At 68.6% G+C, this 25,936-nt stretch carries 26 protein-coding genes and 1 pseudogene; 20 read left to right on the top strand and 7 right to left on the bottom strand.

The window, feature by feature from the left end; genetic code table 11:
- Positions 1 to 26 precede the first annotated feature (26 nt).
- The 3 genes from QOL69_RS16965 (at position 27) to QOL69_RS16955 (ending at position 2,324) form a co-directional block, all read left to right on the top strand.
- Positions 27 to 1,040, top strand: coding sequence for an ABC transporter permease (locus tag QOL69_RS16965; RefSeq protein ID WP_048076581.1), 1,014 nt, complete (start codon positions 27 to 29; stop codon positions 1,038 to 1,040).
- Entirely contained in the window at positions 1,037 to 1,957 is a 921-nt protein-coding gene (locus QOL69_RS16960) for an ABC transporter permease (protein ID WP_283404141.1), read from the top strand. The genes QOL69_RS16965 and QOL69_RS16960 overlap by 4 nt, the downstream gene beginning before the upstream one ends.
- Positions 1,958 to 2,042: 85 nt before the next feature.
- Positions 2,043 to 2,324, top strand: a complete 282-nt coding sequence (locus tag QOL69_RS16955) for a DUF7268 family protein (RefSeq protein ID WP_283404140.1) — start codon at positions 2,043 to 2,045, stop codon at positions 2,322 to 2,324.
- A gap of 37 nt (positions 2,325 to 2,361) precedes the next feature.
- Here the strand turns inward: QOL69_RS16955 and QOL69_RS16950 are convergent, their stop codons facing one another.
- Both QOL69_RS16950 and QOL69_RS16945 read right to left on the bottom strand, forming a co-directional pair.
- A complete protein-coding gene (locus QOL69_RS16950; RefSeq protein ID WP_283404139.1) occupies positions 2,362 to 2,667 on the bottom strand; it encodes a hypothetical protein in 306 nt (101 codons plus the stop codon).
- A gap of 2 nt (positions 2,668 to 2,669) precedes the next feature.
- Positions 2,670 to 3,896, bottom strand: coding sequence for an ABC transporter substrate-binding protein (locus tag QOL69_RS16945; RefSeq protein WP_321169517.1), 1,227 nt, complete (start codon positions 3,894 to 3,896; stop codon positions 2,670 to 2,672).
- A 194-nt stretch (positions 3,897 to 4,090) separates the two neighbouring features.
- On the opposite strand from QOL69_RS16945, the gene QOL69_RS16940 reads away from it, so the two are divergent.
- From QOL69_RS16940 to QOL69_RS16930, 3 genes are all read left to right on the top strand, one after another.
- Positions 4,091 to 5,446: a sulfatase family protein gene (locus QOL69_RS16940; protein ID WP_283404137.1), complete on the top strand. Its 1,356-nt coding sequence runs from the start codon at positions 4,091 to 4,093 to the stop codon at positions 5,444 to 5,446.
- Between the two features lie 75 nt (positions 5,447 to 5,521).
- Entirely contained in the window at positions 5,522 to 6,619 is a 1,098-nt protein-coding gene (locus QOL69_RS16935; protein ID WP_283404136.1) for a TrmB family transcriptional regulator, read from the top strand.
- A gap of 81 nt (positions 6,620 to 6,700) precedes the next feature.
- Positions 6,701 to 7,603 carry a DUF1028 domain-containing protein gene (locus QOL69_RS16930; protein ID WP_283404135.1) on the top strand — a complete coding sequence of 301 codons (903 nt, stop codon included), beginning with the start codon at positions 6,701 to 6,703 and terminating at the stop codon, positions 7,601 to 7,603.
- On the opposite strand, the gene QOL69_RS16925 is transcribed toward QOL69_RS16930, so the two are convergent.
- Complete coding sequence (locus QOL69_RS16925) at positions 7,551 to 8,765, bottom strand: RNA-guided endonuclease InsQ/TnpB family protein (protein ID WP_283404134.1); 1,215 nt, start codon at positions 8,763 to 8,765, stop codon at positions 7,551 to 7,553. The two genes, QOL69_RS16930 and QOL69_RS16925, sit on opposite strands and share 53 nt — an antisense overlap.
- A 136-nt stretch (positions 8,766 to 8,901) precedes the next feature.
- On the opposite strand from QOL69_RS16925, the pseudogene QOL69_RS16920 reads away from it, so the two are divergent.
- The 5 genes and pseudogenes from QOL69_RS16920 to QOL69_RS16900 all read left to right on the top strand — a co-directional run.
- Positions 8,902 to 9,066: pseudogene (locus QOL69_RS16920) on the top strand (DUF1028 domain-containing protein); the annotation flags it as partial.
- 112 nt (positions 9,067 to 9,178) lie between these two features.
- Complete coding sequence (locus QOL69_RS16915; protein WP_283404133.1) at positions 9,179 to 9,775, top strand: class I SAM-dependent methyltransferase; 597 nt, start codon at positions 9,179 to 9,181, stop codon at positions 9,773 to 9,775.
- Positions 9,776 to 9,851: 76 nt separating this feature from the next.
- A complete protein-coding gene (locus QOL69_RS16910; protein WP_283404132.1) occupies positions 9,852 to 10,175 on the top strand; it encodes a BolA family protein in 324 nt (107 codons plus the stop codon).
- A 71-nt stretch (positions 10,176 to 10,246) separates the two neighbouring features.
- Positions 10,247 to 10,828, top strand: coding sequence for a hypothetical protein (locus tag QOL69_RS16905; protein WP_283404131.1), 582 nt, complete (start codon positions 10,247 to 10,249; stop codon positions 10,826 to 10,828).
- Positions 10,829 to 10,931: 103 nt separating this feature from the next.
- Entirely contained in the window at positions 10,932 to 12,341 is a 1,410-nt protein-coding gene (locus QOL69_RS16900) for a class II fumarate hydratase (RefSeq protein WP_283404130.1), read from the top strand.
- A 64-nt stretch (positions 12,342 to 12,405) separates the two neighbouring features.
- Here the strand turns inward: QOL69_RS16900 and QOL69_RS16895 are convergent, their stop codons facing one another.
- A complete protein-coding gene (locus QOL69_RS16895; protein ID WP_283404129.1) occupies positions 12,406 to 12,819 on the bottom strand; it encodes a winged helix-turn-helix transcriptional regulator in 414 nt (137 codons plus the stop codon).
- 117 nt (positions 12,820 to 12,936) lie between these two features.
- Between QOL69_RS16895 and QOL69_RS16890 the strand changes: the two genes are divergently transcribed.
- The 4 genes from QOL69_RS16890 (at position 12,937) to QOL69_RS16875 (ending at position 15,540) form a co-directional block, all read left to right on the top strand.
- Positions 12,937 to 13,596, top strand: a complete 660-nt coding sequence (locus tag QOL69_RS16890) for an NAD(P)-dependent oxidoreductase (protein ID WP_283404128.1) — start codon at positions 12,937 to 12,939, stop codon at positions 13,594 to 13,596.
- A complete protein-coding gene (locus QOL69_RS16885; protein WP_283404127.1) occupies positions 13,593 to 14,003 on the top strand; it encodes a DUF6069 family protein in 411 nt (136 codons plus the stop codon). Before QOL69_RS16890 ends, QOL69_RS16885 begins: the two co-directional genes overlap by 4 nt.
- Positions 14,000 to 14,896, top strand: coding sequence for an SDR family oxidoreductase (locus QOL69_RS16880; protein WP_283404126.1), 897 nt, complete (start codon positions 14,000 to 14,002; stop codon positions 14,894 to 14,896). Before QOL69_RS16885 ends, QOL69_RS16880 begins: the two co-directional genes overlap by 4 nt.
- 107 nt (positions 14,897 to 15,003) lie before the next feature.
- A complete protein-coding gene (locus tag QOL69_RS16875) occupies positions 15,004 to 15,540 on the top strand; it encodes a class I SAM-dependent methyltransferase (protein WP_283404262.1) in 537 nt (178 codons plus the stop codon).
- A gap of 44 nt (positions 15,541 to 15,584) precedes the next feature.
- Here the strand turns inward: QOL69_RS16875 and QOL69_RS16870 are convergent, their stop codons facing one another.
- The gene (locus tag QOL69_RS16870) at positions 15,585 to 15,740 is read right to left on the bottom strand and encodes a hypothetical protein (RefSeq protein ID WP_283404125.1); all 156 of its coding nucleotides are present in this window, start codon (positions 15,738 to 15,740) and stop codon (positions 15,585 to 15,587) included.
- Between the two features lie 186 nt (positions 15,741 to 15,926).
- Here QOL69_RS16870 and sucC point away from each other — a divergent pair, with 186 nt between their 5' ends.
- The 5 genes from sucC (at position 15,927) to QOL69_RS16845 (ending at position 22,478) form a co-directional block, all read left to right on the top strand.
- Complete coding sequence (sucC, locus tag QOL69_RS16865; protein WP_283404124.1) at positions 15,927 to 17,072, top strand: ADP-forming succinate--CoA ligase subunit beta; 1,146 nt, start codon at positions 15,927 to 15,929, stop codon at positions 17,070 to 17,072.
- Positions 17,069 to 17,938: a succinate--CoA ligase subunit alpha gene (sucD, locus tag QOL69_RS16860; protein WP_283404123.1), complete on the top strand. Its 870-nt coding sequence runs from the start codon at positions 17,069 to 17,071 to the stop codon at positions 17,936 to 17,938. Before sucC ends, sucD begins: the two co-directional genes overlap by 4 nt.
- Before the next feature lie 101 nt (positions 17,939 to 18,039).
- On the top strand, positions 18,040 to 20,613 hold the full coding sequence (locus QOL69_RS16855; protein ID WP_283404122.1) for a GAF domain-containing protein: 2,574 nt from the start codon (positions 18,040 to 18,042) through the stop codon (positions 20,611 to 20,613).
- Between the two features lie 80 nt (positions 20,614 to 20,693).
- Positions 20,694 to 21,002: a helix-turn-helix domain-containing protein gene (locus tag QOL69_RS16850; protein ID WP_283404121.1), complete on the top strand. Its 309-nt coding sequence runs from the start codon at positions 20,694 to 20,696 to the stop codon at positions 21,000 to 21,002.
- Positions 21,003 to 21,095: 93 nt separating this feature from the next.
- On the top strand, positions 21,096 to 22,478 hold the full coding sequence (locus QOL69_RS16845; RefSeq protein WP_283404120.1) for a tRNA (N(6)-L-threonylcarbamoyladenosine(37)-C(2))-methylthiotransferase: 1,383 nt from the start codon (positions 21,096 to 21,098) through the stop codon (positions 22,476 to 22,478).
- A gap of 47 nt (positions 22,479 to 22,525) precedes the next feature.
- Here the strand turns inward: QOL69_RS16845 and QOL69_RS16840 are convergent, their stop codons facing one another.
- Together QOL69_RS16840 and QOL69_RS16835 are read right to left on the bottom strand one after the other, a co-directional pair.
- Positions 22,526 to 23,689 carry a sensor histidine kinase gene (locus QOL69_RS16840; RefSeq protein ID WP_283404119.1) on the bottom strand — a complete coding sequence of 388 codons (1,164 nt, stop codon included), beginning with the start codon at positions 23,687 to 23,689 and terminating at the stop codon, positions 22,526 to 22,528.
- 62 nt (positions 23,690 to 23,751) lie between these two features.
- On the bottom strand, positions 23,752 to 25,830 hold the full coding sequence (locus QOL69_RS16835; RefSeq protein ID WP_283404118.1) for an AMP-dependent synthetase/ligase: 2,079 nt from the start codon (positions 25,828 to 25,830) through the stop codon (positions 23,752 to 23,754).
- Positions 25,831 to 25,936: the final 106 nt, after the last annotated feature.

Here is a 25,936-nt window from a genome sequence, read left to right as displayed (position 1 = left end):
CCGTTTGAAAATACGGGTTCCTGTAAATGGTATCAAAGCGGTTCGTCGCGAAACGACTCCTGTTGCTAGGGCCGGTGTTGTTCGGCGTCGCGACGGTCGTCTTCGCGATCCTCCACCTCTCTCCCGGCGATCCTGCGCTGACCATCGCGGGCGAGCGGGCGAGCCAAGAGTTCGTCGAAGAGGTTCGGTCGAACCTCGGGTTAGACGATCCGCTCTGGGAACAGTACCTGCGGTTCCTCCGCGAGACGGCCACGCTCGAGTTCGGACAGTCCTACCAGATCCAGCGCGGGACGCCGGTTCGCTCGATCCTCGTGAACCGTCTGCCGATCACCATCGAGCTGGCTATCCTCGGTCAGATCGCGGGGCTGTTGTTCGGACTCCCGCTGGGAATATTGAGCGCGGTGAAACAGGACACGCTGACCGACCACTTCACGCGCGTCGGCGCGCTCGCCGGAATCAGCGTCCCGATCTACTGGAGCGGGCCGCTGCTGATCCTGCTCTTCGCACAGATTCTGGGGGTGCTCCCGACGAGCGGCCGGATATCCTCGTCGTACTTCGTCGACACCACGACGGGACTGATCCTCGTCGACACGCTGATCGAAGGGAACGTCGAGGCGTTCCGGTCCGCGGCCACCCACCTGCTGATGCCCGTCGTCGTGCTCGGCATCTACTCGATGGCGTTCATCTCCCGGATGATGCGGTCCTCGATGCTCGAAGTCATCCGCCAAGACTACATGCGGACCGCACGCGCGAAAGGGCAAGGCGAGAAGATCACCGTGCTGAAACACGGGCTTCGGAACGCGTTCATCCCGGTCATCACCATCATCGGGATCCAGTTCGGATCGCTCCTCGGCGGGTCGGTCCTGACCGAGACGGTCTTCGAGATCAACGGGATCGGCACGCTCCTCGTCACCGCCATCGAACAGAGCGACTACCCGGTCGTACAGGCTACCGTCCTCGTCTTCGCGTTCATGTACACGCTCGTGAACCTCTTCGTGGACATCACCTACTCGGTTCTAGACCCCCGGATCGACCAATGAGCACCGAAACACCACAGTCGTCGGACGTCGAACGGAACGTCGTCGAGCGGCTCCGCGCCAGTCCGTTCCTTCAGGAGCTGCTCTCGAACCGCATCGCCGTGTTCGGGCTACTGATTATCGGGACGATGTTCGCGGTGGCGATCTACGCCCGGCTCACGTACGAACTCGACGCGATCGTCGACACGATGTTCAACGCGAACCCGACCCAGGCGGCACCCAGCACGGAGTTCTGGTTCGGGACCGACGGACAGGCGCGCGACATCTTCCCCCGAGTGCTGTACGGTGCCTGGTACGCGCTGAAGTTCGGGACGGCGACCGTGTTGGCGTCGACGGTCCTCGGGATCGCCGCCGGGGTCGTCGCGGCGTACTACGGCGACCTGACCGACAACGTCATCATGCGGACGATGGACGTGCTGCTGTCGTTCCCCTCGCTCCTGTTGGCGCTCGCGCTCGTTACCATCTTCCCGGAGTCGCTGGGGCTGTGGCGCGCCGTCGCCGCGCTCACGCTCGTGTACACGCCGCGGTTCGCCCGCGTCGTCCGCGGGGCGGCGCTGAAGGTCTTAGAGGACGAGTACATCGACGCGACGTACGCGCTCGGGGCGACCGACCCGCGGCTGCTGATCCGGCACGTGCTCCCGAACTGTCTGGCACCGATCACGGTCCAGTCGACGCTGAACTACGGTCTCGCTATCATCGACATCGCCGCCCTGTCGTTCCTCGGGTTCGGGGCGAGCCCCGGCGACCCGTCGTGGGGAATGATGCTCTCGGAGGGCGTCGAACGGGGGCTCTTCTCGGGCGCGTGGTGGTGGTCGTTCTTCCCCGGACTGTTCCTCGCGCTCACCGTCTTGGGGTTCAACCTCCTCGGCGACGGGATGCGCGACGCGCTGGACCCGCGGATGCGAGACACCGTTGACTGACTCCTCGCTCCCGATATCGCGGTCTCGCCGCGTCCGCTACCGAACGCTGGTCTTCGGTGCGGTTCGATGGGCGGTGGTCGGCGCTGTGGTCGGGGCCGTCGTCTCCGCGGGACTACTCGCGTTCTGGCCGCCGAAGCCGGCCACGGACACCTCGTTCGCGCTCGGTGCGTTAGTCCTCGGGTTCGGCGTCACCGCGTGGTCGACGGCGGTCGGTCTCGGCCGGACCATCGAGGGACTCCAAGCACGTCTCGATGTCTCCTCCGACTGGACGGAGGCGAGCGCACGCGAGGCGTTCTTCGTGCTGTCGTGGACGGGGACCGGATGGGCGTTCGCCGCCGCGTTGCTCTCGGTCGCGCTCGGCGTGTGACCGGTGTCGCGGGAAACCGACCGCGAATCCTTCCGACTCAGTACGGCAACACGCCGGTCACGGTACCGAGCAGCGCGACACCGATCGCGAGGACCTGCGCGACGAAGAACGCCTTCGAGGAGGCCCAGCCGAAGTACAGCAGCGTGATCATCGGGATCGCGCCGATGGCCGCCGGCCAGAACCCCATCGTGAACAGGATCGCGAGGAGGCCAGTCGTCGCGAGGATGAGCACGTCCATCCCGAGCGAGACGAGGTTCCGGCGGCGAAGCTCCTCGGGGTCGAACATCTGCGCCAGCGACCCGCGGCGGTCGCTTCGGTCGTCCGTGGTCGACGTCGACGACATGGTCAGTCGTTAAGCGTCTCCTGATGCGCGTCGTCGAGCGCGCTCGTGATCTCCTCCGTCGCGGTGTCGGGCGTGGCCCACAGGCCCTTGAGCACCGACCAGAACTCCTGCTGGAACGGGTTCCCGAGCGCGTCGTCGAGGTCGGGCACGACCGTCACCTCGGCGGCGAGGTCGGGCAGGTTCGCCATGACCTCGATCTCGTAGGCGTCGTCTGGCACCTCGGTGTTGGAGGCGATGAACCCGCCGTCCTCGACCCACACCTGCTGGCCCTCGGCGGAGACGAACGAGCTCAGCGCCTCGCGGGCGGCGTCGACGTTGTCCGAGTACGTCGGGACGGTGAACCAGTTGACCGACGAGGAGATGCCGTCGACGCCGGGGAGCCGGAAGACGCCGAGGTCCGAGGGATCCTGAACCGCGTCCTGCGCCGGCGTGAACGACCCCATGAAGTACAGCGGGAGGCTGTTGTCCCAGAAGTACTCGTACTGGACGCCGAAGTCGCGCGTCTGGCTGAAGTGCCCCTCCTCGTGGAGCGCCTTGATCTCGTCGAAGGCGGTCGCGACGCGGTCGTCGGTGAAAGAGGCGTCGCCGTCGATGAGGCCCTGCTGGAGCGACGCGCCGTCGTCCTGCCGCATGAGGAAGCCCTCGGTGAGGTCGCTGAGCGGCCACCCGGTCCCGTTCCCGGAGGCGATCGGGGCGTCGACCCCGTCGATGGCCGCGATCTCGTCGAGCAGCGTCAGGAACTCGTCGTAGCTCTCCGGCTCCGAGAGGCCGTGCTCGTCGAAGAACGACTTCCGGTACCAGAAGCCGGGCTTGAGGTCCATCTTGAACGGCGCGGCGTACACCTCGCCGTCGACGGTCACCCGCGACGGGTCGACCGCGAAGTTCTCGGGGTCCCACGCGTCGCCCACCGGTGCGAGGTGGCCGTTCTGCGCGTCGGAGATGATCCGCGCCGGCGAGGGCATCACGACGATGTCCGCGGAGGCGACGCCGGACTCGTAGTCCATCAGCGTCCCGGTGAGCAGGCTGTCGGTGTCGCGCGGGAAGTACTCTAAGCTCATTCCCGTCGACTCCTCCACGAAGTCCATCACCTTGCTGAACGACTCCTGCTCGCCGCCGGACCAGACGCCCGTGATTTCGAGGCTGCTGGCTCCGTCGTCACCCCCGTCCCCGCCGTCCCCGCCGTCGGATCCGCCGCCGGAACAACCGGCGAGTGCGACGCTCCCCAGCACCGACGCGGTTCCGGTCGTCTTCAGTACGCCCCGCCGCGTAGTACAGGATCGATCATCGGACATGTCGTTCCCATCCTTCGGTCCCAATTACTTCAAATTTGCTTATTAATTACCGCTATAGTCACTAATCTCAACCGGTGCGACGCGATCGGTGACCACCGCTATTTATTGGCGTCTCGGCGGTTGATGGGGACATGACGGTCGAAGCCGACCCGTCCGCCGACTCGACGCGTCGTCCGAACGTAGTGCTGGTTCACTGTCACGACCTCGGGCAGCAGCTCGGCTGTTACGGGGCCGACGTCGACACGCCGAACATCGATCGGATCGCGGCCGACGGCGTCCGAATGGCGAACAGCTTCTGTTCGGCCCCGCAGTGTTCGCCCAGCCGGTCCAGCATGATGACCGGCTACTACCCCCACGAGAACGGCGTCATGGGGCTGGCACACATGGGCTGGGCGCTCGGAGACGACTGGGACACGCTCCCGAAACACCTCCGGGCGGCGGGGTACGACACCGCCCTGCTCGGCTTCCAACACGAGGTCCCCGACGAGCCGGAGCGGCTGGGGTACGAGTACGTCGACAGCGGGACGAAGTGCGCGCTCGAACTCGTCGACGTCGTCGACGACTTCCTCGCCGAGCGCGCCGACGCCGACGATCCCTTCTTCGTCTCCATCGGCATCGAGGAGCCGCACCGCCCGTTCCGCCGGGAGTACCTCCCCGAGGGGACGTACGACGACGCCGACCCCGACGCGGTCGACCTCGACGACTTCCCGTACCTCCCGGACGCGCCGGGGGTCCGCGAGGACGCCGCCGACCTCGACGCGCTCGTCTCCGAGGTGCTCGACCCGGCGGTCGGCCGCTACCGCGAGTCGCTCGCGGACGCCGGGCTGGCCGAGGAGACAGTGTTCGTGTTCACGACCGACCACGGCTTGGCGCTCCCCCGAGCGAAGGGCACCTGTTACGACCCGGGGATCGAGACCGCGCTCCTGATCCACCGGCCGGGCGCGGTCGAGGGCGGCGAGGTCCACGACGACCTGGTCACCAACGTCGACTTCACGCCGACGATGCTGGACCTGCTCGGGATCGACCCGCCGACGGGGGTCTCCGGCGAGTCGTTCGCGCCGCTGCTCCGCGGTGACTCCCACGACGGCCGCGACCGGATCTTCGCCGAGATGACGTGGCACGACCGGTACAACCCGATCCGCGCGGTCCGGACGGAGCGGTACAAGTACGTCCGCAATTTCTCCGTGCTCCCGAGGGTGTTCGTCCCGATGGACGTCGCCCCCACGGCCTCGGGCCGCGAGGTCCACGAGGAGTTCCACGTCCCGCAGCGCCCGGCCGAGGAGCTGTACGACCTCGAAGCCGACCCGCACGAGTCGGAGAACCTCGCTTCCGACAAGAAGCCGTTCGAGACGGCGGCGGAGGCGAGCGACCCGGACCCCGCCCACGTCGACGCGCTCGACCGGCTCCGCGACGAACTGGAGGCGTGGATGGAATCGACCGACGACCCGCTCCTCGACGGGCCGGTCCCGTACCCCGACGTGGAGTGACGGGCCGGACGGCGTCCGTTCCTCCCTAGATCCGTCTCGATGATTTTTATACACAGAGGTAGTTAATCGATCGTCATGGACACCGAGGAACTCCTGGAGACGCTCCAGGCCGCGGACCTCTCTTACTATCAGGCGAACGCGTACGTCACGCTCCTCGAACTGGGGACGGCGTCGGCGACCGAAGTCGCGCAGGCCAGCGACGTGCCCGACGCGCGGATCTACGACGTCCTCCGCGACCTCGACGACTTCGGGTACGTGGAGCTGTACGAACAGGAGACGTTTCAGGCGCGCGCGACCGACCCCGAGACCATCGTCTCGGGGCTCACGGACCGCGCGAGCGCGCTCGAATCGGCCGCCGCGGAGATCGAGGAGCGCTACGAGCGGCCGACGCTGGACACCCAGACGGTCAGCATCGTCAAGCGGTTCGACACGGTCCTCGAAGCGGCCCGCACGTTCGTCCGCGACGCCGACACGCAGGTCCACGCGGCGCTCACCCGCGAGCAGTTCGACGCGCTGCGCGGCGACCTCGTCGACGCGCGCGACCGCGGCGTCACGGTCAACGTCACGGTCCTCGACCGCGACGGCGACGAGTCCCTCGACGACGCGGACTACGAGGGGGCCGTGAACGTCGCGCACCGCCTCTCCCGTCCCGCGCCGTTCGTGCTCACCTCGGACCTCCGCCGGACGGCGTTCGCGCCGAACCCCGCCGCGGTCGAGGACTACGGGCTGATCCTCCGCAACCGGTCGTTCACGTACGTCTTCTTCTGGCATTTCCTCCTCTTCATGTGGCTCCCCTCGCCCGTCGCGTACGAGGCCGGAGCGGCCGGATCCAAGCGGTACGCGGACATCCGGCAGTTCCTGCTGGAGAACCGCAGCCGGATCCGCGGCGAGGAACCCCTCCGGGTCGAGATCGAGGGCCGCGAGACGGACAGCGACCGCTCCGTGACGCTCTCCGGCGAGGTCGTCGACGCCGAACACCTCTCGGACGGCGACGGGCGCGACGACCGCGCCCCGAGCGTGATGGCGCTGACGGGCACCGCCTCCGTGGTCGTCGACGACGGCGACCGACGGTGGACGGTCGGCGGCTGGGGCGCGACCTACGAGGACGTGGAGGCCGACCGGATCCACGTGACGGACGCGGCGGCCGAGCCCGAGGCCGAGCCGGCCGAGTGACGCCGAAGGGTAGCTATTCGACGCCGGCCCGGTGACGCGGACGGCGGCTTTATGATCGCGGCGACACGCGTTTGCTTCCGTATGCCACCTCGACTCTCGACCTTCTCGATCGCCGCCCGCGACCCCGAGACGGACGCGGTCGGCGTCGCCGTCCAGTCGAAGTTCGTCGGCGTCGGTGCCGTCGTCCCGTTCGTGAGCGCGGACGCCGGCGCGGTCGCCACGCAGAGCTTCGCGAACGTCGCGTACGGTCCCGACGGACTCGACCTGCTCCGCGAGGGCCACGCTCCGGCCGAGGCGATCGACCGCCTCACGGTCGACGACGACGAGGCCCCTTCCCGGCAGGTGGGCGTCGTCGGCGTCGACCCGGACGACGACCCCGCGGCGTTCACCGGGGACGAGTGCCACGACCACGCCGGCGACCGACAGGGGGACCACTACACGGTTCAGGGGAACATCTTAGAGAACGTCGACACCCTCGACGCGATGGCCGAGGCGTTCGAGGAGACCGACGGCGGCCTCCCGGAGCGGCTCATCGCCGCGCTCCACGCCGGCAACGAGGCCGGCGGCGACAGGCGCGGCGAGCAGTCGGCGGCGCTGTACGTCGCCAAGCCCGAGGGGGGCTACGACGGGAGAAACGACCGCTGGGTCGACGTGCGCGTCGACGACCACGAGCGCCCGATAGACGAGTTGGAACGCGTGTTCAAGATATACGACGTGACGCTTCTCGAACGCGAGGCTCCCGAGGAGACGCGGGAACTGACCGGTGAGGCGGCCGTCGCGGTCGAGTCGGCGCTCGCGGACCTCGGCTTCTACACGGGGGAACCCACCGCCGAGTTCGGCGAGGAGACCCACGAGGCGCTGGAGACGTTCCGCGGGGTCACCAACCCACCCCTAAAGGGGTGTGCTTGTCGGTGGACTCCCGTTCTGGCCTCTATTCAGAGGCAGGCGAGTAGCCGCCGTTCACGTTCAGCGTCCCCGACTTGAGGGCGAGGTGACTGATCGCCCCTCCGTGCGGAGACTTTTGCTCCGCACGGAGTAGCCGAAATCCGATGTTCTTCGCCGCGTTGTAATCTGCGTTGACCTCGTAGCCGCACTTCTGGCAACAGAACTTCGCTTGCGACCGGCGGTTCTCGTCTAGCGTCGTCCCGCACTTCGAACACCGCTTGGACGTGTACGCCGGGTCTACCTGTGTGGTGTCGATACCTTCCGCTTCCGCCTTGTACGCCACGTAGTCGTACAGGCGTCGAAACGCCCACGCATGGAACTTCTTTACACCCGGCATCCGGTCGCGGATGTCCGTTAACTCCTCGAACGCTATCCGGTCACACCCGTGCGCGACGGCTTCTTGGACGATAGCTTTCGAGATACGGTGGAGGTAATCCTCTACCCACCGCGTCTCTCGGTCCCCCATTCGTTCGATCGTTCGGTGGGCTGACTCCGTACCTGTCCGCTGTAGATCGCCACTGACGCGCTCGTACTCTTGACGACGGTGGGTGAGGTAGCCGCCGCTCCAGAACTGTCCGGTCGACGTGACGGCGATCTGTTCGATACCGAGGTCGACGCCGAGGACTGTGCTGTTCTCGGCGTCGCCTTCCTCCGGTATTTCGGACTCCACGTCGGCCTTCGTTCCGATGTGGAGGAAAAAGGTGTCCGTCGCGTCGCGGTACTGAAGCGTCGCATCCGTGACCTCGTACTCGTCGTTACAGAGGTACTTCGTTTGTGGGTTGTCTCCCGCCGGCGGGAGGACGTATTCAGCTTCGATACGTCCGCTCACCGTGGAGAGGGAGACGTGGTCGTCGTGGAACGTCGCACTTCGTTTGTCGTACCGGACGGAAGGCGTCGTGAAGTGCGGTTGCGACGCTTTCTTGCCGTCCTGCCAGCGGGCGATAACGCCTTTAATGGCTTCGGCGGCGCGGTTGCGTGCGGATTGAACGAGATTCGCTTGGAGGCGCGTCTGTTCGCGCACGTCAGAGTACGTCCGGTCGTGGAGTTTGTTCTTGGATGTAGGTTTGTAGTCGTCCTGCCATGCGTCTTGGACGACGTAGTTACACGCCCACAGATACTCCTCGATGGTTTCGTGGAGGAGAGTCGCGTCGCTGTCGTCGACGTCGAGTTTGACGACGACCGTGCGACGCACCTCCGCCATACTTCATAAAAGTAGGTATAAATTTATAAGTACTACGGTAGCGTGGGGGAGTCAAACTGTCGTTTCTCGGTGGCTGTTTCCCACCACGTCGGCTTCCTCCCACGGCTAAAGCCGTAGGTTTCCGGCTTGAATTGCTATGAACAACTTCGAGAACCACTCGCTCGCGGTGCTGGAGGACGCGCTGGCCCGCGGCTGGGAAAACACGGGATCCGACGGCGATGGTCCCGGACCCGACAACGATCCCGAAACGCGACTGGTCGACGCGATATGGCGCGGACTCTCCCGGCTCGATCGAGTCTGAGACGCTCCCGGTGTCGACCGTGACGGAAGGAGGGCGACCGTTCCGCGTCCCGTCCCCGGCGCGTTCGGTCGCGCTCGCAACGCCTAACACTCCGCGGCCAAGTACCGACCGCATGGAGCGCTTTCGGAACACCGGCCAGCCGGACTGGGACTGGTGGGGGCGGGTGTGGCCGACGCCCGGAGAGACCCTCCGTGACCTCGGCGTCGAGCCGGGTAACCGCGTCGCGGAGATCGGTTCCGGGAACGGCTACTTCGCCCTCCCGGCGGCGCGGATCGCCGATCCGGGGCCCGTCTACGCCGTCGATGTCGACGGAGACCTGCTCGCCGAACTCGACGCGCTCGCGGACGCGCAGGGGATCGAAAACCTCCGGACGGTCGAGGGCGACGCCCGCGACCTCCCCGGCCTGCTGCCGGAATCGGTCGACGTCGCCCTCCTGTTGAACGCGTTCCACGGGATTCCCGAGCCGCAGGCGGTCGTCGCGGGGATCGCCGAGACGGTCGACGACGGCGGCCGGTTCGTCGTCGTCAACTGGCGCGACCGCCCTCGCGAGGAGACGGTTATCGGCGGCGAGCCGCGCGGGCCGCCGACCGACCGCCGCCTGTCGCCCGTGGCGACGCGCGAGGCGGTCGAGGCGGCCGGGCCGGACCTGACCCTCGTCCGCGAGGTCGATCTGCCGCCGTTCCACTACGCCCTCGTCTTCGAGCGGTGAGGCGCGGTCGGAAGTCCCGAGTTCGCCCTTGGGTCCGGGCCGGTCGACTTTTGCCCGTCCGCGACCGAGCGGGACTATGACCATCGAACCCGACGAGGTCGCGGCCCTCATCGAGGAGAACCTCCCCGACGCGGTCGCCCGCGTCACCACGCCCCGGGTCCACGAGGACGAGGACGAGGACGCCCACTTCGCGGCGTGGGTCGTCTCGCCCGTCTTCGAGGGCGAGTCGCTCGTCGATCAGCACCAGCGCGTGTACGACGCGGTCGGCGACCACATGACGCAGTCGGTCCATGCGCTGGAGATCAAGACATACACCCCCGAGGCGTACGCGGAACACGGCGACGGCAGCCTCGACGAAGCCCTCCGCGAGGCGGGGCTGCTCCCGGTCGACGAGGCCTGACCCCCGACGGGAACCCCCGCCCCGACCGCGCTCCCGATCTCCACCCCGACCGCGCTCCTGCTCCCCACACTATGCGATCCGAACTCCGACGCGCCCTCCGCGGGACCCTCGCTGCCATCTCGTTACTGGCGTACGTCGCGCTCTTTCTCGCCCTCGAAGCGCGCGTCACCAACCCGACCGTCCTCCTCGGACTCGCCGGGGTCGGGACCGCGGCGCTTCTGTTGGCCACCGGACGCTCCGGGGTCCGGCGACTGTTCGGTCGCGCCGAGTCGCCCGCGAGCGACGCCGCGGGCTCCGAAGGCGCGGCCGTCGAGGGCACTGTCGGCGAGGGCGACGCGTGGCTCGACGAGGCGGCCGACGACACGCCCTGGACCGACCGGGCCGACCGGGCCGACCGGGCCGACCGCGCCGCCGACGGTTCCGAACCCGACTGGCCGCTCGCACGGCTCGAACCCGCGCTCGACGACGCGTGGAACCGGTGGTCCGACGCCGCGCTGACGGTCGGACTGGCCGCGCTCGGCGTCGGATCGCTCGCGCTCCTGATCGCGTATCCGGGCGACGACCCGCCGCTCGGGCTGTTGGTCGCGGGCCTGTTCGGGATCAACGGGTCGCTGATGACGCTCGCGTTCGTGTTTCGGGACGGGACGGAGTGAGGCCGGCGCTCCTCAGTTCGTGTTCCACGGTAGCACGAATCACAGCTCTCGGTCGCTCACAGGTTTCATCACCTTTTACAGCGTCTCGCGGGAAGGTCGGCGCATGGGTGACGACTACCGCACGGAGGAGGACAGCCTCGGCGAGATGCAGGTGCCGGCGGACGCCTACTGGGGCGCACAGACCCAGCGCGCCGTCGAGAACTTCCCGATCTCGGGGATCGGCATGAGCCGGCGGTTCGTCCGCGCGCTCGGCGTCGTCAAGAAGGCGGCGGCGCAGGCGAACCGCGACCTCGGGCTGATCGACGACGACACCGCGGAGGCGATCGTCGCCGCCGCCGACGAGGTGATCGCGGGCGAACACGACGACCAGTTCCCGGTCGACGTGTTCCAGACCGGCTCGGGCACCTCCTCGAACATGAACGCGAACGAGGTGATCGCCAACCGGGCGGCCGAGATCGCGGGCGCGGAGATTGGCGACCGCGTCGTCCACCCGAACGACCACGTCAACTACGGGCAGTCGTCGAACGACGTGATCCCCACGGCGATGCACGTCGCCGCGCTCGAAGCCGTCGAGAAGGACCTCGTTCCGGCCCTCGAAACGCTCCACGCCGAACTCGAAGCCAAGGAGACCGAGTTCGACGGCGTCGTCAAGACCGGACGCACGCACCTTCAGGACGCGACGCCGATCCGGCTCGGACAGGAGTTCAGCGGCTACCGCACGCAGGTCGCGAAGGGTATCGAACGCGCCGAGAACGCCCAGTCGAACCTCCGCGAACTCGCCTTGGGCGGCACCGCGGTCGGAACCGGTCTCAACACGCACCCCGAGTTCCCGGAGCTCGCCGCGGAGTACATCTCCGACGAGACCGGGACGGAGTTCCGCGAAGCCGAGAACCACTTCGAGGCACAGGCCGCCCACGACGCGATGAGCGAGGGTCACGGCGCGCTCCGCACGATCGCCGGCAGCCTCAACAAGATGGCCAACGACCTCCGCTTGCTCGCCTCCGGTCCCCGGAACGGGCTCGGCGAGGTCGAACAGCCGGAGAACCAGCCCGGCTCCTCGATCATGCCCGGGAAGATCAACCCGGTCGTCGCCGAGTCGGTCAATCAGGTCCACAAGCAGGTCGTCGGCAACGACGCCGCGGTCTCGGCGGGCGCGGCGCGCGGCGAGATCGACCTGAACCTCTACAAGCCCGTCATCGCGCACAACTTCCTCGAATCGGCGGAGATCCTCTCGAACGTCGCCGCGACGTTCGGCGAGCGCTTCGTCGCGAAGCTGGAGGCCAACGAGGAGTTCTGCGAGACGCGCGTCGAGCAGTCGATGGCGCTCGCGACCGCGCTGAACCCCGCGATCGGCTACGACAAGGCGAGCAAGGTCGCGAAGCAGGCGCTCGCGGAGGACAAGTCCGTCAAGGAGGTCGCCGTCAGCGAGGGGTACCTCACCGCGGAGGAGGCCGACGAGGTGCTCGACCCCGAGGCGATGACCCACCGCGTCATCCTCGGCGACGACGACTGAGGCCGTCGGGGACGGAGTCATCGAACCGGAATCGTCGCTACGGGAGCGGAACGCCGGGAAACGACTACGGCGACAGTTCGTACTCGATCGCCCAGTGGTGGAGGTGCCCGAAGACGGGGAACAGCGATTCCGCCGGCTCGGTCGGCGTGTACTCCACGCGGGGCGGGACCTCGTCGTAGGCCCGTCGGTCGAGGAGTCCCGCATCGGTCAGGTCTCGAAGCCGCGTCGAGAGGGTGTTCGGCGGGACGTCGAGTTCGGATTCGAGGTCGCTGAACCGGAGCGGTCCCTCGGCGAACGCGAACGCGCTCAACACCGCCATCGTGTGGGTCTTGCCGAGGAGGTCAAGCAGTTCCGCGACCGTGCGGTCGATGCGCTCCCGTTCCTCGTCGTCGAACGACTCGCGCAGGGCGACGGCCTCCTCTCGGGACAGTCCGGCGCTCAGTCCGGGTATGTCGGGCGGATCGCTGGATCCTGTCATCCTCGTCCGGAGCTGAACACTTGTGATATTGTATCTTTGGTCTATCAGCCGCTAAGAGGTCTACACTTCGAATATTCGAAGTCACATCTATATCCGATCTGCCGGCGTCTACCCGGTATGCGTATCGTAGTATTCGGTGCGACCGGTCGGACGGGGGGTCCGCTCGTCGAACAGGCGCTCGAACGCGGCCACGAAGTCGTCGCCTTCGCCCGGGACCCGGCGAGGCTCTCCGCGGGGGTCCGAGAAGACGCTCGGGTCACCGTGATTCAGGGGGACGTGACCGACGCCGCGGACGTCGCGCGGGCGGTCGGCGGCGACGGCGACCCGGTCGACGCCGTCGTCAGCGTCCTCGGGCAGACCTCCGACGGCCCCGAAGACCTGCTGACCGTCGCCGCCGGCCACCTGCTCGCGGCGATGGACGAACACGACGTCGAGCGGCTCGTGACGCTGGTCGGCGCGGCCGTCCGCGAGGAAGGCGAGTCGGTGACGCTCGGCGGGAAGGTGATGGGAGCGCTGTTGAAGCTACTGGCCCGAGCGGCGCTCGAAGACGCCCGCGACCACGTCGAACTGGTCAGAGCCGGCGACCGCAGGTGGACCGTCGTCCGCGCGCCGCGGCTCACGGAGGGCGACCACACCGGCGAGTTCGAACACGGGGGCGACCTCGGACTCGGGGTGGGCGACGCCGCCGCCCGCGCGAACGTCGCCGATTTCGTGCTCGACTGCCTCGAAGACGACCTGTACGTCGGCGAGATGCCGAAGGTGACGGACGCGCGATGACCCGCGCGCACGACGCCCCTCGTTCGCCGTCCCTCCCGGTGCGGGGCGCGCTCACCGTCGCGCTCGCCGTCCTCGCAAACGTGGCGCTCGTCCTCGCCGCGGACGCGCTGGCCGTCGCCCCCGACCTCCGCGCGCTGACGGTCCCGCCCGTCGCGTTCCTGTCGGCGGTCGGCGCGGTCGGGGCGACCGTCGTCTACCGGCTCCTCGGTCGGTTCGTCAGTGACCCCGAACCGACGTTTCTCCGGATCGCCGCCGGCGTCCTGCTCGTCTCGTTCGTTCCCGACCTCGCGCTGCTCGCGGTCGACCCGGCCGCGACCCCGCTCGCCGTCGTCGTCCTCATGGCGATGCACGTGGTCGTCGCCGCGGCGTCGGTCGGCGCGCTCGTCTACTGGAGGGCCGACCGGTGACGAGGTCGATACTCGTCACCGGCGCGACCGGGACCGTCGGCGGCCACGTCGCGCGGGGACTCGGGGAGGTCGACGCGGCGACCGACATCGACGCCGCGGTCCGCGCCGGAGTGCGGTCCGTCGATCGGGCCCGCGAGTCGCTGCCGGGGGCAGTCGAGCCGATCGAGTTCGACTTCGAGAGACCCGAGACGTGGGGGGCGGCCTTCGAGGGCGTCGACGCGCTCTTTTTAATCCGACCGCCGGAGATGGCTCGCGTTCACCGGCACATCACGCCGGCCGTCGACGCGGCCGAGCGGGTCGGCGTCGAGCACGTCGTCTTCCTCTCGGTGCTCGGCGCGGAGAAGAACCCGATCTTGCCCCACTGCCGCATCGAACGACACCTCGAAGACGGCGGATTCTCGTACACCTTCCTCAGGGCCTCCTTCTTCATGCAGAACTTCTCCGAGGTCCACCGGTCGGACGTCGCCGAGCGGGACGAGCTGTTCGTTCCGGCCGGCGGCGGCGAGACGAGTTTCGTCGACGCCAGGGACGTCGCCGCGGTCGGCGTCGAGGCGCTCGTCGGCCCCGAACACCGGAACCGCGCGTACGACGTGACCGGTCCGGCGGCGCTCACGTACGAGGAGGCCGCGGCGGTCTTCTCCGACGCGCTGGGCCGGGAGATCTCGTACGCCGACCCGGGGCTCGTCGAGTTCGTCGTCGCGTCGACCCGCCGCGGCGTCTCGCCGTCGTTCGCGCTCGCACAGGCGGTCATCTACACGACCGCGCGCCTCGGCCTCGCCGGCCGGGTCAGCCGCGACGCCGAACGCGTGCTCGGCCGTCCCCCGCGGTCGCTCTCGGCGTTCGTCAGCGATCACGCCGAAGCGTTCGAGCCGAACGGAGCCCCCGAACCGTGACCCCGTCGCCGCCGCGGGGAACGGGGAGATGAGCGGGACCGCCGCCCCGCCGGAGCGACCGAGCTCACGTCTACGACGCCGCGTACGCCGGCGTTCCGAACTGGGACATCGGCCGGCCGCAGCGGGCGTTCGTGGACCTCCTCGACACCGGGCTCGTTCGGGGTCTGGTCCTCGACGTCGGCTGCGGGACGGGCGAGCTGTCGCTGTTTCTCGCCCGACACGGGTACGACGTCCTCGGCGTCGACCTCTCGCCGCTGGCGGTCCGACGGGCGACGGAGAAGGCGCGCTGGCGGCGGATCGCCGCGCAGTTCCTCGTCTGGGACGCGCTGGATCTCCCCCGGCTCCGGGCGGCCGACCTGTCCTTCCGGACCGTCGTCGACTCCGCGATGTTCCACGTCCTCGGCGACCGCGAGCGCGACCGGTTCGTCGACGGCCTCGGCGACGTCGTTCGTCCCGGCGGACTCTACTGCGTCCTCGGGGACGCGCGGCGGACCGACGGCGACATCTACGGACTCACGCCGGACGAGCTTCGGAACCGGTTCGAGAGCGCCGGCGGGTGGGAGGTCGCGTTCACCTTCCGGACCGTCTTCGAGCGGCGCTGGAGCAGCAACCCGGCCTACTTCGTCGGCGTCCGACGACTCTGAGTCGGCGCTGCCCGTGGGAACCGCGAGGGCGGTCCGCCGCCGTGTCAGTCGAGAAGCGGACCGTCGATCGGTTCGAACCGGTGAGCACACGCCGGGCACTCGACCAACCGGCGGCTCCCCTCACGGGCGACGACCGCGAAGCGGCGGCTCCAGCCGGTGGTACCGCACTCGGGACACCGACGGACGATGGGTGGCATCATCGGAATCGAACTCCTGAGGGCCCTACCCGTTCGGGCGACAAAGAGATGTCGGGGCGAGCACCGCGGTCCGGCCGGTACGCCCGGCGAATAGCCCCGAACCGCCGGACCGTGAGCGAGTCCGACGAGCGCCGCCAATCGCGCCGGATCGGCACCATTTAAGCCGCCGTCGGTACCGATCCAACACGGATGAAACTTCACGAATATCAAGCGAAGTCTATCTTCGCGGACGCCGGGATCCCGATTCCGGACTCCCGGGTGGCGACGACCGTCGACGAGGCGCTCGACGCCGTCGACGAGATCGGCTACCCGGCCGCGATCAAAGCGCAGGTCCACGTGGGCGGCCGCGGCAAGGCCGGCGGGATCAAGATCGCGACCGACCGCGAGGAGGCCGAGCAGTACGCCGAGGAGATCCTCGGGATGGACCTCAAGGGGTACACCGTCGACTCCGTCCTCGTCGAGGAGGGCGTCGACTTCGTCGACGAGCTGTACGTCGGCGTCACGATGGACCGCGGCGAGGGGAAGCCGGTCCTGATGGTCTCGACCGAGGGCGGCGTGAACATCGAGGAGGTCGCCGAGGAGAACCCCGACGCGATCGCGCGCGAACACGTCGACCCCGCGTTCGGGCTTCACCCGTATCAGGCCCGGAAGGTCGTCTACGAGGCCGGCGTCGACGCCGATGTCGCGCTCGACGTGGCGTCGATCCTCTCGACGCTGTACGACCTCTACGAGGACAGCGACGCCTCGGAGATCGAGGTCAACCCGGTGATGATCACGAGCGACCGCGACGTGGTCGCCGCGGACGCCGTGATGAACATCGACGAGGACGCGCTGTTCCGCCAGCCCGAACTGGCCGAGATGGCCGAGGAGTCCTACGAGGACGACCTCGAACGGAAGGCCGGCGAGTACGGCTTCGATTACGTCCGTCTGTCGGGCAACGTCGGCATCATCGGCAACGGAGCCGGCCTCGTCATGACGACGCTGGACCTGGTCGACTACTACGGCGGGTCGCCCGCGAACTTCCTCGACATCGGCGGCGGCGCGAAGGCGGAACGCGTCACGCAGGCGCTCGACATGGTGTTCTCCGACGACAACGTCGACGCCGTCGTCTTCAACATCTTCGGCGGGATCACCCGCGGCGACGAGGTCGCCAAGGGGATCAACGAGGCCCTCGAAGGGTTCGACGAGATCCCGAAGAAGGTCGTCGTCCGGCTCGCCGGCACGAACGCCGAGGAGGGAATGGAGATCCTGAACACGGACCTCGTGGAGGTCGAGAAGACGCTGGAGGACGCGGTCCAGCGCGCGGTGAAGAACGCGGAGGAGGTGACCCAATGAGCATTTTCGTCGACGACGACACCAGAGTGGTGGTCCAGGGGATCACCGGCGGGGAAGGGAAGTTCCACGCCGGGCAGATGATCGAGTACGGCACGAACGTCGTCGCTGGCGCGGTGCCCGGCAAGGGCGGACAGGAGGTCGACGGCGTCCCCGTCTACGACACGGTCGACGAGGCCGTCGAAGCTGAGGACGCGGACGCCTCCGTGATCTTCGTGCCGCCGGCGTTCGCCGCCGACGCCATCTTCGAGTCGCTCGACACCGATCTCGATCTGGCGGTGGCGATCACCGAGGGGATCCCGACACAGGACATGGCGAAGGTGAACAAGCGCCTGACCGAGACCGACACCCGCCTCATCGGCCCGAACTGCCCGGGGATCATCACGCCCGGCGAGGCGAAACTCGGCATCCTCCCCGGCAACATCTTCTCCGACGGCAACGTCGGCTTGGTCTCCCGCTCCGGCACCCTGACCTATCAGGTAGTCGACAACCTCACCGAGCGCGGACTCGGCCAGTCGACCGCCATCGGCATCGGCGGCGATCCGATCATCGGCACCTCCTTCATCGACGCCTTAGAGGCGTTCGAGGCCGACCCAGACACCGACGCCGTCGTGATGTGCGGCGAGATCGGCGGGGAAGACGAGGAGGACGCCGCGAAGTTCATCGGCGAGTACATGGACACGCCGGTCGCCGGCTTCATCGCCGGCCGCACGGCACCGCCGGGCAAGCGGATGGGCCACGCGGGTGCCATCGTCTCCGGCTCCGGCACCGGGACGGCGCAGTCGAAGATCGACGCCCTCAACGACGCGGGCGTCCCCGTGGGCGACACCCCCGAGGAGGTCGCCGACCACGTCGAGGACTTCCTGTAGACGGCCACAGACCGCCGATCCGTCGGCGCGTCTCCCGCCCCGTTTTTCAATTTCGGTAGTCGGAGCGAAAGCTAAACCTACTGGTAGCGTAACACACGGACATGAACGCCGGTCCCGACGACTCGTCGGCGGAGACTGACTCGGCCGCGTCCGGCGCGTCGGGAGCGAGCGGCGACGGGCCTCGGCGAGTACTCCTCGTCGACGACGAGCCGGGGGCGGCCGACCTCGCGGCGACGCACGTCGAACGGCTCGTGGACGACATCGAGACCGTCATCCGGCTGTCGCCGGACGAGGGGCTCGACGTGGTCCGAAAAGAGTGCGTCGACTGCGTCGTCAGCGACTTCGACATGCCCGGGTCCAACGGGCTCGAATTCCTCGAATCGGTCCGCTCGATCGATCCCGGGCTCCCATTCGTGCTGTTCACCGGGAAGGGAAGCGAGGAGATAGCGAGCGACGCCATCTCGGCCGGCGTGACCGACTACCTCCAGAAGGGGGCCGGTCGGGACCGCTACGAGATGCTCGCGAACAGCGTCGCGAACGCCCTCGGCCGCCGGAAGGCCGAACGTGACCTCCGCGAAGTGAACGCGAAGGTCACGGCCATCCACCGGTTCGCGACCGACCTCGCTTCGGTCGAGGAGGTGTCCGCGGTGTTCGACCGCGTCATCGTCGCGGCCGAGGAGATACTGGAGTTCGACCGGTGCGTCGCCGCCCGTCGCCGCGGGGATCGGCTCGTCCCGACCGCCAGATCCGAGAGCGTCTCGCCGGACGAGATCCGCGCGTTCGATGTCGACGAGGGAGTTGTCGGCTACACGGCGAGAGAGCAGCGGACAGTTGTCGTCGACAACCTCAGCGTCGACCCGACGGACCCGGACGAGTTGGAGGACCCGGCGGACTCCGGCCGCTCGAACTCGGGGGGCCCGGACCACGACCGGGTCGGCCGGCGCGGCTCCATCGACACCGCGGCGGTCGCGGACCCGGTCTCTGACGACGTTCGCTCCGCAATCAGCGTCCCGATCGGTGAGTATGCGGTGTTTCAGGCCGTCTCGAACGGATACGCCGCCTTCGACGACCGTGATGTCGAGTTCGCGGAGCTGATCGCGTCGCACGCCGCGAACGCGATAGAGCGGATCGAGACAGAGACCGCGCTCAGAACCGAGCGCGACCGGCTCGCGGCGCTTTTCGCGAACCTCCCGCTGCCGATGGCGCGAACCGTCGTCGGCGAGGGGGGCGAGCGGACGCTCGCCCAGACGAACGAGGCGTTCGTCAACGCGTTCGGCTACGACGCCGCGGAGTCGAGCTACGAGACGGTCGTCGACGCGGTCGTCCCGCCCGACGCGACGGGGTTCGACCACGAACACCTGATCGCCGCCGGCGAACCAACGCGACTGGAGGTACAGCGGCGGACGACCGACGGGCTCCGGAGCTTCATCCTCCATGTCATCCCGGTCGTTCAGCCGGAGGAGTCGGTTGTCTACTCCGTGTATGCCGACATCGACGAGCAGAAGCGCGTCGAACGCGTTCTCAGGAAACTCCACGCGTCCACCCGCGAGATGTTCGGCGGCGAGGACAGAGAGGAAATTGCCGGACTGGCCGCCCGCGCGGCGATCGACATCCTCGGGTTCCCGAACAGCGGCATCCGACTGTACGACCCCGAGACCGACGTCCTCCGCCCGACGGCGATAAGCGAGGAAGCGACCGCGGCCTTCGGCGACCGACCCCCGTTCGGCCCGGAGGACGGCCGCGTCTGGGAGGCGTTCGACGCCGGCGAACCGGTCGTCGTCAACGACCTCGCCGCGGTCGACACCGCGGTCGGGTACGGCGACATCCGGAGCCTCCTCGTCGTCCCGCTCGGCGACCACGGGGTCATGCCGCTCGGCTCCCGCGAGCCGGACGCCTTCGACGAGACCGACCTCCAGTTGGCCCGGGTCCTCGCGGCGAACGTCACAGTCGCGCTCGATCACGCCGAGCGGACCGAGCAGCTGCGCGACCGCGACGCGGCGCTCCAGCGGGAGATCGAACGGTTAGAGAAGTTCGCCGCGCTGGTCTCTCACGACCTGCGGAGTCCGCTCAACGTCGCGGCCGGTCGGACGGACGTGGCGCGGTCGCTGACCGACGACGAGGCCGTCCTCGCCGAACTCGATCAGGTCCAGGACGCACACGATCGGATGTCACAGCTGATAGCCGACCTCCTCGCGCTGGCGAGGCAGGGCCGGACGGTCGACGAGATCGAGTCCCTCCCGCTCGGTGCGGCGGCCGAGCGGGCGTGGCGAACCGTCGACACCGCAAGCGCGACCCTCGACGTGTCGGACGCGGCGGCCGCGGTCGACGCGGACCCGGAGCGGCTCCGGACGCTCTTGGAGAATCTGTTCGCGAATAGTGTGGAGCATGGCTCCACTGACAGCCGGCCGGAGGCCGGCGATAGCGTGGAACACGGTTCCACCGGCGACGAACTCACCGTCTCCGTCGGACCGCTCCCGGACGGATTCTACGTCGCGGACGACGGGTCCGGCTTCGACATCGACCCGGACGAGGCGACGAACTACGGGCGGTCGAGCACGGCGGCCGGGACGGGCTTCGGTCTCGCGATCGTCCGCGAGATCGCGGCCGCACACGGCTGGGAACTGTCGGTCGCGGACGACGGCGGCGCTCGCTTCGAGTTCCGGACCAATACCTGATACATAAAAACGGGGGTTGCGTGCGCGGACGGCGCACAGACGGGCCACGGTTATGCGCGATTCGCCCGTGTATGTGACGTATGGACGAAGGAACTCGCGAGCTGCTCGAACCGCTCCCGCCGAGCGCAAAGCTGGTCTACTACGTGCTCGACGCCGAGGGCCGGTTCGACCAGACCGGCCTCGCCGAGGAGACCCGTCTCTCCACGCGAACCGTCCGGTTCGCGGTCGAGAAGCTCACCGAGGTCGGACTCGTCGAGGAGGGGTTATGTCCCCGAGACGCCCGCCGTTCCGTCTATCAGGCCGTCCCGCCCGCGGAGCGCGACCCCGTCGACGAGCCGGAGGCGACCGCGGAGACCGACGCGCCGGCCGCAGCCGTCGCCGAGGACTGAGGCGAACGGGGGTCGAACCGCCCCCGACTCAGAGCTTCGGACGCCCCGATCCGTCGCGCTTTTGCCCCCGGGACCGATACTGTACGCACTCAGATGGCGACGTACCACATCGAGACGTACGGCTGTAGCTCGAACCGGGGAGAGAGCCGGGAGATCGAGCGTGCCCTCCGGGACGGGGGGCACCGCCCGGCCGACGGCCCGGAAGACGCGGACGTCGCCATCCTCAACACGTGTACCGTCGTCGAGAAGACCGAGCGGAACATGCTCCGCCGCGCCGAGGAGCTGTCGGAGACGACCGCCGAACTCGTCGTCACCGGCTGTATGGCGCTCGCGCAGGGCGAGGCGTTCGAGGAGGCGGACGTCGACGCGGAGGTTCTCCACTGGGACGAGGTTCCGTCGTACGTGCTCAACGGCGAGTGTCCGACGGTCACGCCGGACGCCGAGCCGGTCCTCGACGGCGTCGTCGGCATCCTGCCCATCGCGCGCGGCTGTATGAGCAACTGCTCGTACTGTATCACGAAGTTCGCCACCGGCCGCGTCGACTCCCCGCCGATCGAGGAGAACGTCGAGAAGGCGCGGGCCCTGGTCCACGCCGGCGCGAAAGAGATCCGCGTCACCGGGCAGGACACCGGCGTGTACGGGTGGGACAACGGCGACCGGAAGCTCCCCGAACTGCTCGACCGGATCTGCGACATCGACGGCGAGTTCCGGGTCCGGCTCGGGATGGCGAACCCCGGCGGGATCCACGGGATCCACGAGGAGCTGGCCGACGTGTTCGCGGACAACGAGGAGCTGTACGACTTCATCCACGCCCCGGTCCAGTCCGGCTCCGACGACGTGCTCGAAGACATGCGTCGCCAGCACCGCGTCGAGAAGTTCCGCGAGGTGGTGGAGACGTTCGACGACCGGCTCGACCACTGGACGCTCTCGACCGACTTCATCGTCGGCTTCCCGACCGAGGACGACGAGGACCACGAGCTGTCGATGGACTTACTCGCCGAGGTCCGGCCGGAGAAGATCAACGTCACCCGGTTCTCGAAGCGCCCTGGCACCGACGCCGCCGAGATGAAGGGACTCGGCGGGACCGTCAAGAAGGAGCGCTCGAAGGCGATGTCGGAGCTGAAGATGGAGGTCGTCGGCGAGGCGTACGAGTCGATGGTCGGCGAGACGTTCGAGGTGCTCGTCGTCGAGGAGGGGACCGGCGACTCCGTGAAGTGCCGCGACTCCGCCTACCGCCAGATCATCGTTCAGGGTGCGACGGATCACGAGATCGAGGTCGGCGAGTTCCTCACCGTCGAGGTCACCGGCCACAACACCGTGTACGCGTTCGGCGACCCGGTCGCGGCGGACGCGGCGGCCGAACGCGATTCGCCCGAACGCGACTCGGCCGGACCCGATTCGACGGCGCAGGACGCGCTCGACGGCGACTCCGTCGAGCGCGACGACGGCCCGGAGTCGACGATCTCCTCGGCGTAGCGCCCGGAAGGTCCGTCTCGCCTACCGCGAGCGGTCGGCGGTCCGACTCAGTCCGCTTCCTCTGTCTTCGAGCCGTCGGCGTCCGGCTTCCCCGGTCTCGGTGGTGTCGACCGCCACCCTCCCGGCTTGGCACCTCCCGCCTTTCCGCCGACTGACCGGGCCGCTTCGGGTTTGTCGGGGAGCCGGATCCGGACGACGGTTCCGTGCGGGTCGTTCTCGTCGAACTCGACCGTTCCGCCCGCCCGGGTCACGGTCCAGTATATCAGCCACAGCCCGAGGCCCTCCGTGTGTTCGAGCGGGGTCTCCTCGGCGTTGTGGAGGGTCTGTCGCTCGATCTGCGGGATCCCGCGCCCCGTGTCCTCGATGACGAGCGTCGTCGCGTCGCCGTCGCGCCGCACGCGCACCGTGATCGTCACGTCGTCGTCGTTGTGTTCGATCGCGTTCCGAAGCGCCTCCTCGAACGCGAGCGGGAGCGACGGGTGCGTTCGGACGACACAGCTGTCGGGGAGCTCCGTGTGAACCGCGGTTCCGGGCGACTCCGCGGTCAGCTGGGCCACGCGCGCCTCGACGACGGCGACGAGGTCGATCGACTGGAGCGTTTCCGTCCGCCAGATCGCGGCGATGCGGCGCGTTCGCTCGCTCGTCTCGACGAGCTCCTCCAAGTGGGTCCGAGCGATCCGCGCCCGATCCGCGATCGCCGCCCTGTCTGCCGCGTCCTCGATCCCGTCGAGGTGGCCGAGCGCGACCGACAGCTCGTTGCGGATGTTGTGGCGAAGCACGCGGTCGTTGATCGAGAGAAGGGTCGCCAGCTCTTGGGCCTCCGTGAGCTGTTCGTCGGCCTTCACCACGTACAGTCCCGCCCGCGAGCCGACCGCCGCACCGAGGCCGGTCGCGAACGAGACCAGAAAGGAGAGCTTGAACGCGTGGTGATCGAGCACCCAGATGAGCCAAACGATGCCGGCGAGCGCAGCGAAGGAGAGGGCGGTCAGGCCGCCGATCCGGACCGCCCGCCACCGCCCGGCGGTGGAGACGTTCCACTCGGGCAGGTCGTACACGGTGTAGAAGACGATGCCGGAGAGACCGAGGATGAGCGCCGATTCGAGGAGCACGCCAGCGCCTCCCTCGCCGATCGCCACGTGTCGCACGCCGAGACCGGCGCAGACTCCGCCGAGCGCGACGAAGCCGTGGCGGGGCGAGACGGAGCGAGCCATCGGGAATCGTACTCTCCCCTGACGTTTATGGGTTTCTTGACGGACCGACCGCATCGACCGGGCTACTCCTCGTATATCATCTCGACCTCGTCGGCGAACCGGTCCAAGATGTTCCGTCGCTTCTTCTTCATCGTCGGGGTGAGCAGGTCGTTCGCCTCGGTGAACTCCTCTTCGACGAGTCGGAACCGCTTAATCTGCTCGTAGGTCTCGAACTCCCCGTTCACCCGGTCGACCTCCGTCTGGATCCGCTCGCGGACGCGGTCGTCGCGGCAGACCGCGGCGCGCTCGTCCGGGAGGTCGATCCCGTTGTCCTCGCCCCACGCCGCGACCCGCTCGAAGTTCGGGACGATGAGCGCGGAGACGAACTTCCGGCCGTCGCCGAGGACGACGCACTGCTCGACGAACTCGTTGGCGGCGAACCGGTCCTCGATCGGCCCGGGCGCGACGTTCTTCCCCGTCGAGAGCACGAGCAGCTGCTTCGCGCGCTCGCGGAAGGCGATGTACCCGTCCGGGCGGAGCTGGACGATGTCGCCGGTGCGGAACCACGGCTCCGCGGCGGCGTCGGACGCGTCGGGGGCGGTCCCGTCGACGCCGACGCGCGCGTCGGGCGGGGTCCCGGCGGTCACGACGCTCTCGGGAAGTTCGTCGGCGTCGACGAACGCCTCCGCGGTCGCGTCCGGCCGGTTCCAGTAGCCGTCGGTCACCTGCGGGCCGCGGACGAGCAGTTCGCCCACATCGCCGGAGAGGCCCGCGACCTCCTCGCCGACGACCGCGTCGTCGATCGCGATCTCCGTGTCGACGACCGGCGGGCCGATGGTGCCGACCGCCGGGCGCTCGGGCGGGTTGACGCTGATGACGGGCGACGTCTCCGTCAGGCCGTACCCCTCCAAGATCGGCAGGTCCATCGCGTGGTACAGCGCGCAGAGCTCGGCCGACAGCGACCCGCCCCCGGAGATGAAGAAGTCGATGTTGCCGCCGATCGCCTCCCGGACCGACGAGAAGACGAGCCGGTCGGCGACCGCGCGCTTGGCGTCGAGGAGCGGGCCGGGGTCGTCGCGCTCGTGGTGGGCGCGGCCGACGTCGACCGCCCACTCGAAGATGCGCTCCTTGACCGGCGACTCGCTCGCCTGCTCGCGGATCGCGTCGTACAGCTTCTCGTAGACGCGGGGGACGCTGGTCGTCGTCGTGGGGCGCACCAGTCCGAAGTCCTCACGGAGCGTGTCGGGGCTCTCCGCGTACGCGACGGTGGCTCCGGCGGCGAACATCATGTAGTGGCCGGCCATCCGCTCGAAGACGTGCGCGAGCGGGAGGAACGAGAGCGTCGTCGACTCCGCGGAGATGCCGGGCACCTCGGGGTCGCGGTCGGGCCGGTCCGCGAACCGACGGTAACACTGCGAGACGTTGTCGCGGAAGTTCGCGTGCGTGAGCCGGACGCCCTTCGGTTTCCCGGTGGTCCCCGAGGTGTAGATGAGGCTGGCGAGGTCGTCGGTGTCGACCGCGTCAAGCCACTCCTCGTAGGTCGCCTCGTCGAACGCCGCCGCGCCGCGTTCGTGGACCTCGCCCAGCGTGTACACGTCGTCGGTCGTCGGTCCGTTCCCGTCGATTTCAGCCGCCACGGCGTCGGCGTCGACGTCGTCGACGGTCACGATCGCGTCGAGGTCGTGTTCGAGGTCGTCGCGGACGCTGAGTACGTCGCCGAGCATCTCGCGGTTCTCGGCGACGACGACGGTCGCCTCCGGGTCCTCCAGCAGGTATCGCAGCTGGGTCGGCGACGAGGAGGCGTAGACGGTCGTCACCACCGCGCCGGCGGCCAGCGCGGCGAAGTCGGCCTGCGCCCACTCCATGCGGGTCTGCGAGTACATCGCCACCCGGGTGTCGCCGTCGACGCCAATCTCGCGGAGCCCCGCGGCGAGGTTTCGGACGATCTCACGCATCTCGGCGTACGTCAGGTCGGCGTACTCCCCCGCGGGTGCCGCCGGGACGACCCCGGCGGCGACGAGCGATCGGTCGTGAATGCCTCCCTTGTACCGCTGTGCGAGCCGGTCCGCGTGCCGCTCCGCGGTCCCCTCGAACATCTGCGGGAGGGTCTCTCGGGCGATCGCGGCGCCGGTGAACGCTCGTTCCGCCTCCTGCCAACTCATACGACCTCAGTTCCGCCCTACCCTCATAAACGACCCGGTAGTTTTGAGTTTCTCTCACCCGGATCCCTCCACAAAAGAGCCGTTCGCGGCCGTCGAGCGGCTGCTC

This window comes from Halorubrum sp. DM2, from assembly GCF_901686465.1.
In the GTDB taxonomy this organism is placed as follows: domain Archaea; phylum Halobacteriota; class Halobacteria; order Halobacteriales; family Haloferacaceae; genus Halorubrum.
Note: the sequence above shows the minus strand (reverse complement) of the source record. Positions and strands in the feature narration are given on the sequence as shown.

Bases quoted from the DNA above. Each gene is read 5' to 3' on its own strand.
- QOL69_RS16915 (WP_283404133.1), top strand. From the start codon at position 9,179: ATGGAGCGCTTTCGGAACACCGGCCAGCCGGACTGGGACTGGTGGGGG.
- QOL69_RS16870 (WP_283404125.1), bottom strand. From the start codon at position 15,740: ATGATGCCACCCATCGTCCGTCGGTGTCCCGAGTGCGGTACCACCGGC.
- QOL69_RS16900 (WP_283404130.1), top strand. From the start codon at position 10,932: ATGGGTGACGACTACCGCACGGAGGAGGACAGCCTCGGCGAGATGCAG.
- QOL69_RS16840 (WP_283404119.1), bottom strand. From the start codon at position 23,689: ATGGCTCGCTCCGTCTCGCCCCGCCACGGCTTCGTCGCGCTCGGCGGA.
- QOL69_RS16905 (WP_283404131.1), top strand. From the start codon at position 10,247: ATGCGATCCGAACTCCGACGCGCCCTCCGCGGGACCCTCGCTGCCATC.
- QOL69_RS16855 (WP_283404122.1), top strand. From the start codon at position 18,040: ATGAACGCCGGTCCCGACGACTCGTCGGCGGAGACTGACTCGGCCGCG.
- QOL69_RS16965 (WP_048076581.1), top strand. From the start codon at position 27: ATGGTATCAAAGCGGTTCGTCGCGAAACGACTCCTGTTGCTAGGGCCG.
- QOL69_RS16910 (WP_283404132.1), top strand. From the start codon at position 9,852: ATGACCATCGAACCCGACGAGGTCGCGGCCCTCATCGAGGAGAACCTC.
- QOL69_RS16940 (WP_283404137.1), top strand. From the start codon at position 4,091: ATGACGGTCGAAGCCGACCCGTCCGCCGACTCGACGCGTCGTCCGAAC.
- QOL69_RS16835 (WP_283404118.1), bottom strand. From the start codon at position 25,830: ATGAGTTGGCAGGAGGCGGAACGAGCGTTCACCGGCGCCGCGATCGCC.
- QOL69_RS16925 (WP_283404134.1), bottom strand. From the start codon at position 8,765: ATGGCGGAGGTGCGTCGCACGGTCGTCGTCAAACTCGACGTCGACGAC.
- sucC (WP_283404124.1), top strand. From the start codon at position 15,927: ATGAAACTTCACGAATATCAAGCGAAGTCTATCTTCGCGGACGCCGGG.
- QOL69_RS16950 (WP_283404139.1), bottom strand. From the start codon at position 2,667: ATGTCGTCGACGTCGACCACGGACGACCGAAGCGACCGCCGCGGGTCG.
- QOL69_RS16895 (WP_283404129.1), bottom strand. From the start codon at position 12,819: ATGACAGGATCCAGCGATCCGCCCGACATACCCGGACTGAGCGCCGGA.
- QOL69_RS16850 (WP_283404121.1), top strand. From the start codon at position 20,694: ATGGACGAAGGAACTCGCGAGCTGCTCGAACCGCTCCCGCCGAGCGCA.
- QOL69_RS16930 (WP_283404135.1), top strand. From the start codon at position 6,701: ATGCCACCTCGACTCTCGACCTTCTCGATCGCCGCCCGCGACCCCGAG.
- QOL69_RS16890 (WP_283404128.1), top strand. From the start codon at position 12,937: ATGCGTATCGTAGTATTCGGTGCGACCGGTCGGACGGGGGGTCCGCTC.
- QOL69_RS16845 (WP_283404120.1), top strand. From the start codon at position 21,096: ATGGCGACGTACCACATCGAGACGTACGGCTGTAGCTCGAACCGGGGA.
- sucD (WP_283404123.1), top strand. From the start codon at position 17,069: ATGAGCATTTTCGTCGACGACGACACCAGAGTGGTGGTCCAGGGGATC.
- QOL69_RS16935 (WP_283404136.1), top strand. From the start codon at position 5,522: ATGGACACCGAGGAACTCCTGGAGACGCTCCAGGCCGCGGACCTCTCT.
- QOL69_RS16885 (WP_283404127.1), top strand. From the start codon at position 13,593: ATGACCCGCGCGCACGACGCCCCTCGTTCGCCGTCCCTCCCGGTGCGG.
- QOL69_RS16960 (WP_283404141.1), top strand. From the start codon at position 1,037: ATGAGCACCGAAACACCACAGTCGTCGGACGTCGAACGGAACGTCGTC.